Origin of the sequence: Candidatus Angelobacter sp. (assembly GCA_035607015.1) — a bacterium.
Taxonomy (GTDB): Bacteria; Verrucomicrobiota; Verrucomicrobiia; order Limisphaerales; family AV2; genus AV2.
In genome coordinates this window covers 1-5,174 of sequence record DATNDF010000293.1, presented here as the reverse complement: position 1 = coordinate 5,174, position 5,174 = coordinate 1, and the positions used below count along the sequence as shown (strand labels likewise).

Below are 5,174 nucleotides of genomic sequence, written 5' to 3'. Positions count from 1 at the left end.
TCGGGGCCGCCGGGACTGAAAGCGCCAACGACGGAGCGGATCTGGAGGCGTTGGCGGACTGGCTTACCCGCCCGTCCAACGCATTGTTTGCGCGCGTACAGGCCAACCGCATCTGGTATCATCTGATGGGTCGTGGCCTGGTGGATCCGCCCGACGACTTTCGAGCCACCAACCCAGCGTCGCATCCCGAATTGCTCGATGCGCTGGCGCGGGATTTGGTGAGGCACAAATTCGACGCGCGCTACCTGATACGTCTTATTATGAACTCGCGAACGTATCAACTGTCGTCCGTACCGAACGAGACCGACGAAGGGGATGAAATCCATTTTTCACACGCGCTGGTGAGGCGTTTGGGGGCGGAACAATTGCTCGATTGCGAAAGCGAAGTGACGGACGTGCCGCTCAAATTCGCCGGTTATCCGGCGGGAATGCGCGCGGCGCAGCTGCCGGGCGTGCGCCCGGAAAGCAAAGGGAAACGCCGGGCGCATCCGTTGGACCAGTTCCTTGAATTGTTCGGCAAACCGCCGCGGCTGTTGACCACTGACACCGAGCGCTCGTGTGAGTGCAACATGGCCCAGGCCTTCCAGATGATCAGCGGCCCAACGATCAGCGAGCTTCTCGCCGAAAAAGAGAATCGTATCCGCCGTCTCGTGGCTTCTGACAAATCCGACAAGGAAATCGTCGAAGAACTTTTCTGGACCGCCCTTACCCGGCCGCCAACGCAGTCTGAATTGAATAACCTTCTTCCCACGCTCGAAGCGGCCAGCGACCGCCGACTGGAATTGGAAGACATTTTGTGGGCCCTGCTCAACTCGAAGGATTTTGTCTTTCGGGAATGAATTTCAGGCGTGGCCACCGTGACGTTCACCGGATGGTTTGGAGCATGAGCTTTGGATTTCTTCTGATTTAGGTTTTGCGCGCAAGACGCCCTTGAGTATGATACGACACTGAAGCCGTCATGAGTCCGTCGCAACACTCTTTTGCCTGCGCAGGATTTCACTCAACGCGCTTTTCGCGCCGGCACGCGCTCAAGGTGGGCGGTCTCGGATTGCTGGGATTGAGCCTGCCGAAATTGCTCCAGGCCGAAGCACTTCAGTCCCTCAAGACGGGCCCGCGCGCGCGCGCCAGGTCCGTGATTTTCCTCTATCAGTTCGGCGGGCCGAGTCACATCGACATGTTTGATATGAAGCCGGACGCGCCCGAAGCCGTACGGGGCTTGCACAGACCGGTTTCGTCGAAGGCCGACGGCATCCAGATCAGTGAACACTTGCCGCGGTTGGCCCGCGTGATGGACAAGGTCACGCTCATCCGGTCAATGCACCACAACGTACACAACCACAACCCGGCGTCGTACTACGCGCTCACCGGTCATGCGCCGCCGGTGGACGACATCACGTTGCGCGATTCGCCGGAGTTGTTTCCCGCTTACGGGTCGGTGGTCGATGATCTTGCGCCGGTGGGCGGTGCGATGCCGACCTTCGTGGCGATGCCGTGGGTCATCGGCGACGGCACGATCACACCGGGACAAGGGGCGAGCTTTTTGGGCAAGATGCACGATCCATTGCTTATCACACGAGACCCGAACAGGCCCGATTTCAAACTGCCGGAACTGAATCTGCCGGCGAACGTGAGTTACGAACGCCTGATGCACCGGCGCTCGATCCAAAAGGTGATCGACAGACAATCGAGTCTGCTCGAACAGTCGGCCCAGGCGCGGGGCCTGGATGCCTACTACGAAAAGGCGCTGGCGATGCTCGATTCACCAACGCTGCGCGAAGCCTTCAACCTGTCCACCGAAACGGACAAGGTGCGCGACAGCTACGGGCGCACGACTTACGGCCAAAGCTGCCTCCTGGCGCGGCGCCTCGTCGAAGCGGGAACGAAATTTGTCACGGCTTATTTCTCGGCGAACATCGGTGGGGACGTGGGCAGCGGCTGGGACACCCATGGCAACAACGACAAAAAAATGTTTCCCGTGCTGGAGAAATATCACCTGCCCATGACGGACCAGACGCTGCCGACGCTTCTGGAGGAGCTCGACCAGCGCGGGCTGCTCGACACCACCCTGGTGGTGTGGATGGGCGAATTCGGTCGCACGCCGAAGATCAACGAAAAGGCGAGCCGCGATCATTGGCCGGATTGCTACACGGTGTTGCTCGCGGGCGGCGGGGTGAAGCGCGGTTTTGTTCACGGAGAATCCGACAAAACCGCCGCTCATCCGACCAAAGATCCTGTCCGCCCCGAGGACCTGGCCGCGACGATCTACTATCTGCTGGGAATTGACCCGCACTCGGAAGTCCACGCGCCAGGAAACCGGCCTGTGCTCATCTCAGAAGGGAATCCGGTCATGGAAGTCGTGGCGTAGTGTTTTCCAGAATGGAATTCTGCCGCGGGTCGGAACGTGAAAGCCTCGCAACCGTCAGGAGCTTGCGGACCTATCCCTTCTGTGAGGGAAAGGCGCTTATGAGCGAAAACGAAGAAGCCGGTTCGTTTGAACCGGGCGCGTCGCAGAAAAGTCGAAGGGAGTTTCTCCAACAGGCTGCGGGGCTTACGGCGGGCGCTTCGGTGTGGGCGGCGCTTCCGGCTTCGGGGGCATCCGCGCCGAGCGATCCGTTGTTGCCAACGATCAGGCTTGGCCGGCACGAAGTGACACGGCTCATCATCGGCGGTAATCCAATTTACGGCTATTCGCACTTCAACAGAATCCTCAGCGAATATCAGACGGCCTGGCACACGCCGGAGCGCGTCGTTGAATTGCTCAAGCACGCCGAGGCCAGGGGGATCAACACCTGGCAAAACAGCTATGCCGGGCGCACGCTCTCCGACCTGGATCGTTACCGCGGCGCCGGAGGCAAAATGCACTGGCTCTGTCTCGGCAAACCCGATTGGGACGAGAAACCGCACCTGATTGAGGACGCGGCCAGGCGCAAGCCCGTTGGTATCGCGCCGCACGGTTCGCTCTCCGAACGGCTGCATCGGCAAAACAAGCTTTCGACGCTCGCGGATTTGCTCAAGCGCATTCGCCAGGCGGGTGTGCTGGTGGGGTTGTCTGCGCACAATCCGGTCCTCATCGAACTGGCGGAGGAGAAGGGTTGGGATGTCGATTACTTCATGTGCTGCCTCTATTATCTGACCCGTCCGCGCGAAGAGTTCAAGAAACTGCTCGGAGGTGAACTGCCGGTGGGCGAAATTTATCTGTCCAGCGACCCGCCGCGCATGTTCAACGTGATCCAGAAAACGCGGAAAACCTGCCTCGCCTACAAGGTCCTGGCGGCGGGACGGCGGATCGAGAATCCGGCGCAAGTGCGCCAGTGCCTGGAAATCGCCTTGGGCAGCGTGAAGCCGACGGACGCGCTAATCGTTGGCATGTATAACCAGATAAGTGATCAGGTAGGCGAGAACGCGGCCATCGTGCGTGAGATCTGCGAGCGCGGCGCAGTGAAACCGTAACGAAGGCCGCCGCCACGAATCTTCTCTTGATCTGGTTGCCAGCTGACCCGCCAATCCGATTATGAACTCCGCCCGATTCCCGCGTGCGACGCTCTCCGCATTGGGTTGTGTGTTTCTCTTGCTCGGCCGGCCCGTCCTTGCGGCGACGGTGGAACTGGCGGTCGATGCCACACAAACCATCGGCGACATCGATTTGACCCGATATGCGCTCGGGCAGGGCGGCCTTTCAGACAAACCGATGATCGGCCCGCACACTGATCAGATCGCCGAGCTCCAGCCGCAAACGATCCGGCTGTTTGGTCAGGAGTACTTCGACCTTTATCCAAAACGGGGCCGCTATCATTGGGGCACTCTGGACAAGAGCATCGAAGCCGTCCTGGCCACCGGCGCGAAGCCGCTCCTGTGTCTGTGTTTCAAGCCGCACTCGCTGTTTCCGAAAATCGACCAGGACATCGTGCATCCGAACGATTACCTGGAATGGGAGAAGCTGATTTTCGAGCTGTTCAGGCACTGTAATCAGCGCCGCCGATACGGTATAGAGTATTGGGAGGTGAGTAATGAGCCGGACATTGGCGAGGACGGCGGTTGTCCATACCGGTTCAAGCCGGAAGATTACTTTACTTACTACCGGCACACGGCCAGTGCCATTCTCCGGGCCGACCCCGAGGCGAAAGTGGGCGGCCCGGCGCTGGCTGGATATCGGAGTCGATTGGGCGACGCGCTGATTGAACACTGCGGCAAAGGCGACGCGCCGCTCCATTTTTTCTCCTGGCACATCTACAGCAACGACCCGCGACAGTTTCGCGGGAGCATTGAAGAAGTGAAGGGGAAGCTCGGCAAATATCCTCGCCTGGCCGCAACGGAAACCATTTTGGACGAATGGAACATGTCGTTGGGCAATCCCGTGCTGACTGCGGCTTTCCAACCGGCGTTTGTGCTTGAGACGACGCGGGGCTTTTACGAAGAGGGTCTCACCCGCTCGGCCTACTACCACATCCGGGATGTTTTTGTGGACCGCTCAAAGTATTCGCTCTGGATGTCCGGGAAAGGGGTCGATTTCATGGCGCACTGGTGGAATATCATGCCGCAGTACGACGGACTCTGGGACAATCAGGGCCGTGTGCGGCCGGCCTACTACGCGTTCCGATTGCTTGCCTTGATCAAAGGGCAAAAGCTGCAGGTGAGCGGGACGACCGTGGAAGTGAAGGCCCTGGCCGCGCGAAATGGGGGCTGGTGTCACGTCGTGTTCTGGAATTTTCCATCGTCGGGCAAAAACGAAGCGGCCGAAGTGGCCGTTCGATTTCCCCGTCGCGAGCACGGCGAGTTCCGTTTGATGAAGTTGAACGCAGACTTGCCAGTGAACAATCTCGAGGTCATCCGCCACGGGGACGTTTCGGAACTGGAACTACGGCCAATCGAAACTCGGCTCGAACCATACGGCGTGGGCTGGATCGAGGTCGGCCCTTAACCGAGACTGCATAATTGGCCGCGATGGTATCAGACCGTTAGCCTGTGCGACGTAAGACGCAGACTGCACTTATCCCCGTGATGCGAATAACGAATTGCAAAAAAGAGTACAAGGACGGACTGCACGTTTCACCCGCGCTCAACACCAACGACCGCAAGTGCGCCGCCGCCTGAAAGTCGGGGCTTATCAATGCCGGTTTTTTCGCGGACCAAGTCATGACCGGCCAAAAGACGCTAATCCCGATCCCCATCAGCCG

4 protein-coding genes are annotated in these 5,174 nt (G+C 59.4%); all 4 read left to right on the top strand.

What is annotated here, in order from left to right; translation table 11 throughout:
- The coding region (locus tag VN887_11795) for a DUF1553 domain-containing protein (GenBank protein ID HXT40686.1) at positions 1 to 839 on the top strand (839 nt) is incomplete at its 5' end.
- A 119-nt stretch (positions 840 to 958) separates the two neighbouring features.
- Entirely contained in the window at positions 959 to 2,365 is a 1,407-nt protein-coding gene (locus tag VN887_11790) for a DUF1501 domain-containing protein (protein ID HXT40685.1), read from the top strand.
- A gap of 98 nt (positions 2,366 to 2,463) precedes the next feature.
- Positions 2,464 to 3,450, top strand: a complete 987-nt coding sequence (locus VN887_11785; GenBank protein ID HXT40684.1) for a hypothetical protein — start codon at positions 2,464 to 2,466, stop codon at positions 3,448 to 3,450.
- A gap of 61 nt (positions 3,451 to 3,511) precedes the next feature.
- A complete protein-coding gene (locus VN887_11780) occupies positions 3,512 to 4,918 on the top strand; it encodes a hypothetical protein (protein HXT40683.1) in 1,407 nt (468 codons plus the stop codon).
- The last annotated feature ends 256 nt before the right edge of the window (positions 4,919 to 5,174 follow it).

Excerpts from the sequence above, each read along its gene's own strand:
- VN887_11780 (HXT40683.1), top strand. The coding sequence starts at position 3,512 with ATGAACTCCGCCCGATTCCCGCGTGCGACGCTCTCCGCATTGGGTTGT.
- VN887_11790 (HXT40685.1), top strand. The coding sequence starts at position 959 with ATGAGTCCGTCGCAACACTCTTTTGCCTGCGCAGGATTTCACTCAACG.
- VN887_11785 (HXT40684.1), top strand. The coding sequence starts at position 2,464 with ATGAGCGAAAACGAAGAAGCCGGTTCGTTTGAACCGGGCGCGTCGCAG.